4 protein-coding genes and 1 other RNA gene are annotated in these 3,655 nt (G+C 62.5%); 3 read left to right on the top strand and 2 right to left on the bottom strand.

Features of this window, described 5'->3' with window-relative positions; translation table 11 throughout:
• Window positions 1-679: 679 nt before the first annotated feature.
• Window positions 680-2,005, bottom strand: coding sequence for a Xaa-Pro aminopeptidase (gene pepP / locus ACVOLI_RS20280; protein WP_481615758.1), 1,326 nt, complete (start codon window positions 2,003-2,005; stop codon window positions 680-682).
• An 8-nt stretch (window positions 2,006-2,013) separates the two neighbouring features.
• On the bottom strand, window positions 2,014-2,559 hold the full coding sequence (locus ACVOLI_RS20285; RefSeq protein WP_282273121.1) for a YecA/YgfB family protein: 546 nt from the start codon (window positions 2,557-2,559) through the stop codon (window positions 2,014-2,016).
• Between the two features lie 125 nt (window positions 2,560-2,684).
• On the opposite strand from ACVOLI_RS20285, the gene ACVOLI_RS20290 reads away from it, so the two are divergent.
• The 3 genes from ACVOLI_RS20290 (at window position 2,685) to ssrS (ending at window position 3,472) form a co-directional block, all read left to right on the top strand.
• Window positions 2,685-2,906 carry a TIGR02449 family protein gene (locus tag ACVOLI_RS20290; protein WP_282273125.1) on the top strand — a complete coding sequence of 74 codons (222 nt, stop codon included), beginning with the start codon at window positions 2,685-2,687 and terminating at the stop codon, window positions 2,904-2,906.
• Window positions 2,903-3,202: a cell division protein ZapA gene (locus ACVOLI_RS20295; protein WP_282273119.1), complete on the top strand. Its 300-nt coding sequence runs from the start codon at window positions 2,903-2,905 to the stop codon at window positions 3,200-3,202. The genes ACVOLI_RS20290 and ACVOLI_RS20295 overlap by 4 nt, the downstream gene beginning before the upstream one ends.
• 85 nt (window positions 3,203-3,287) lie before the next feature.
• Window positions 3,288-3,472: non-coding RNA, 6S RNA (gene ssrS, locus ACVOLI_RS20300), on the top strand.
• Window positions 3,473-3,655 lie beyond the last annotated feature (183 nt).

Consider the following 3,655-nt stretch of genomic DNA (forward strand, 5'->3'; position numbering starts at 1 on the left):
CGGGCCCCTTCCGCAGCGACGGAGCTGGCAGACAAGACCCCGCACGGGGCGACGTGCAGGACGCACGTCGTTTTTCGACGATACATGGATGTATCGTCGAAAAAACCTGCCAGCGGAGTGGACCTGGAACGCGCAGCGCGGAAGGCGCGTAGGCAGGGTGTGCTTTCTTTGGGCCACCTTTCTTTGCACAAGCAAAGAAAGGTGTGCTCGCGCGCCGCAGGCGGGCGAAAGCCCTTGATCTTGATCCTGATTGCTGTTGGAACAGAAGCCAAAAGCAAGAGCTTTCACTCCCCTTCGGGGAGCGAGTCACTTTTCTTTGCTTGTGCAAAGAAGAAGTAACCAAAAGAAGCGCTTTTCAACAGCCGAATGGCTGGTCAAGCACACCCTGCCTCCCCGCCCACGCCGCTTCGCGACGCGGGTCCACTCCACCGCCGGGATTTTTCGACGATACATCTTTGTATCGTCGAAAAACGACGTGCGTCCTGCACGTCGCCCCGTGCGGGGTCTTGTCTGCCAGCTCCGTCGCTGCGGAAGGGGCCCGGTGGAACAAGAGCTTTGAAGCAGATGCAATTGCAGAAGCAACGGCTGGGGCAACTGCACCCCTCCCATACCCTCCCCTACGCTTTGCGTAAGGGAGGGCTAATGCAAAGGCAACTGCTACAGCCGAGTGCCCTGCACCTCAGCGCTTGGCCATGAAGGCTTCGATCTCGTCGGCGCTGCGCTCAAGCGCACCGGTCAACACACGGTGCCCGTCCTCGGTGATCAACACATCGTCCTCGATGCGGATCCCAATGCCGCGCCAACGCGCCTCCACACTGCGATCGTCCGGCGAGATGTACAGGCCAGGCTCGATCGTGAACACCATGCCAGGTTCCAACAGCCGCGACTCGCCTTCTACCCGGTAATCACCCACATCATGCACATCCATGCCCAGCCAATGACCGGTCTTGTGCCGGTAAAAACGCTGGTAATGACGCTCGATGATGTTCTCTTCCAGATCACCCTTCAGCAGACCCAGCCGCAACAAACCCTCGGTCAATACCTCAACCGCCGCCAGATGCCCTTCCTCGTAGGCAATGCCCGGCTGCGCCTGCTCCAACGCCGCGGCCTGCGCCGCCAACACCAGATCATGCAGCGCGCGCTGCTCCTCGCTGAAACGGCCATTGACCGGGAAAGTACGGGTGATGTCGCTGGCGTAACCGCGATACTCCGCACCCGCATCGATCAACACCAGATCGCCATCACGGCTACCGCTGTTGTTGTCGCGGTAATGCAGCACACAGGCGTTGGCGCCGGCACCGACAATGCTGTTGTATGCAGAACACGCATCGGCCGCGCGGAACTCTCGTTCCAGCTCCGCCTGTAACTCGTACTCTTGGATACCCGCGCGCGCTGCACGCATCGCCGCGCGGTGCGCACGCACACTGATGTCAGCCGCCTCCTGCATCAAGGCGATCTCATCGGCGCTCTTGTACAGGCGCTGCTCGTGCAGCAGGTGGCCAAGTTCAAGGAATTCATGCGGCGGCTGCGCACCATTGCGCACCTGCGAACGCACCCGGTTCACCCAGCCAATCAACTTCAGGTCGAAGTCGGCGTCGCGCCCGAAGTGGTAGTACACACGCGAACGGCCCTCCAGCAGGCCCGGCAGGATCTCGTCCAGGTCCTCGATTGGATAGGCGTCATCCATGCCGTAATGCGCGACTGCACCGTCCTGGCCTTCGCGCGGGCCATCCCAGGCTTCGCGGTCCGGGTCGCGCTCACGGCAGAACAGGATCACCTCACCGTGCTTGCGCCCCGGGATCAGCACCAGCACCGCCTCCGGCTCCTGGAAGCCACTCAGGTACCAGAAGTCCGAATCCTGCCGGTATGGGTAGAACGTATCGTTGCTGCGCACCCGCTCCGGTGCCGCGGGCAGCACCAGAATGGCGTCATCACCCGCCGCTTCCATCAACTGCCGGCGGCGGCGGGCGTACTCGGCGGGGGTGATCCCGGACAGACGCTTCATCGCCAACCTCAGTTCAGGCTTTGCCGGTGGCGCGAACCCATCACGCAGTCGCCATGCAACAGCAAGGCAGCAACGCGCACGAACTCCTCGATCTCGGACAGCGCGTCCTCGTCTTCATCGGCGCTGTCGAACTCATCACTGGAGGCCTGGGCAAGCCGCGCCAGATCCTGCAGCGCTTCTTCGCCTTCTTCACTCAGCGCCGGACGCTTGCCGGAGGCCAGGCCGAAGCCGCCCAGGAAGGCACGGCACCATTCAAACAAGGCGTCGGTACGCGCCTGCAGCGGTTCGGCAGCATCCACCAGCACCAGCTCGAAGGCGAAGTCACGGTCTTCCAGCTGCGCGACCGTGGCCTGCCGCAGCAGGTCCAGGGTGCTGCCGGGTTCCGGCGCTGGCAGGTTGTCGTCGGCCAGCACCTTGGCCGGCCACGCAGGCACATCGGCACCGCCGGCGGCCAACCAGCCGCACAGTCCGCCGTGAAGTTCGGCCGGGGAAGCAGCCAGGCCCAGCGACTGGCTGGCCTGGAGGATGTCGTTGACGGCGGGAAGGTCGGTCATGTCACAGGTCTGTAAAGCGGAGAGGAACGCCGGCACCGACAAGGTGACGACGGCCGCACAGTGTAGCAACCGCGCTGCATACTCCTTCTTGACCGGCCCTCATCGCCATGCCTATCGTGCCAACCATGGACTCCTTCGACCCCGCTGGCCAGCTGCTGGCCCTCGCCTCCCGCCTTGAGCTGCTGCTTGAGCGCAACCAGCGGCTGAGCGATGAAAACCGCAGCCTGCGCCAGCAGCAGGAACAGCTGATCAGCGAGCGTTCACAGCTGCTGACCAAGAACGAACAGGCCCGCTCCCGGGTGGAAGCCATGATCACCCGCCTCAAGTCGCTGGAGCAGCACACGTGAGCAACAACGAACCGGTCAGCGTCCATATCCTGGACCGCGAGTACACCGTTGGCGTGGAACCCACCGAGCGCGAAAGCCTCACCGCCGCCGCACGCGTGCTCGACGGCAAGATGCGTGAGATCCGCGGCAGCAACCGGATGGCGGCGGTAGACCGCATCGCGGTGTTGGCGGCACTCAATCTTGCGCATGAGTTGCAGCAGGTGCGCGATGAGCAGCTCGCCCAGCAGCAGCGTTTTCAATCGGCGATGAACGAGTTGAACCGGCGCCTGGACCTGGCCATCGACAACGCGCGTTGATCCAGCTGACCAGCTCAGACAGATGAATCCGCAATTCGTGAAATACGGCTGCACCTAGCCGCGCAACCTCGTTATACTGGCGACGCGTTCTCTGCTGTGAACGACGGCGTGTGCAAACATTCGCCTTGTCCCTTAATTACGACCACGGGGGCGCGACGGAGCCGGGTGTGCAAGTCCGCCTTGTAGCGGGAAGCCCGATGGCCCCCCAGCGTTCCCACTTGAACCCCGGGTTCAAGGTCGTTTCGCACGCATCGTCACCGCGGAGAATGCAATATTCCAGAACGGCGCCTAACGGCGCCGTTCTTTTTTTCCTTCTTCCTAAGGAAGAAGCCGCTGCAGCAAGGGAACCCTCTGTAGTGGGGGCGCCCGGGGGGGGAGCAGGAGAAACGCAAGAAAAAAGACAACACAAGAAGGGGCCGGCACACAAAAAAAAAACACCAAAAAGAAAAGCAA

The organism is Stenotrophomonas sp. STEN029, from assembly GCF_056760015.1.